1 protein-coding gene is annotated in these 524 nt (G+C 44.7%); it reads right to left on the bottom strand.

Translation table 11 applies throughout. The features are described 5' to 3' along the window. Positions 1-524: GlxA family transcriptional regulator (locus R8O11_RS31115; protein ID WP_318195376.1), on the bottom strand; the 524-nt coding region annotated here is incomplete at both ends.

The following is a 524-nucleotide window of genomic DNA, read 5'->3' as shown; positions in this document are numbered from 1 at the left end:
ACCAATGACGTTTATGAAAACCTTCCTACAGGCGCTCGTATCCTCGTAACCAACTTGATGGCTTATAGAATCAAAGGAATGTTGTGTGCTTTCTAACAAATCACATGCGCTCTGAATTCTAAGACGCTGCAAGTATTGATTAGGGTTGTATCCTGTCGCTTTCAAAAATCGTCGTTGCATCGTGCGTTCAGTAAAGTTGGCTTGCTTTGCTAACTGCTTTATGGACAAAGGCTCTGCATAGCGCTGATGCATGATTTGTTGAATGGAAACAATCGCATAATCACCGTGAGAAAACGATGGATGAAACTGTTGGTAGTAGCTCTGCGCTCGCTGAGCGGTATCAATAACTAGCGTTTTTCCAAGCTGACGCACAACACCCGGCGAAGCGTATTTCGCGATCAGCTCAAAGCCAAGATCTAACCATGACATCATCCCACCTGCCGTTACTATGTCACCGTGATTGATCAATATCTTATTGCTATCTAGCGCAATGCTAGGAAAGGCTTGGGAGAATGTTTCCGCCA

The sequence above is a fragment of the Vibrio sp. 1288 genome (genome assembly GCF_033344475.1).
Note: the sequence above shows the minus strand (reverse complement) of the source record. Positions and strands in the feature narration are given on the sequence as shown.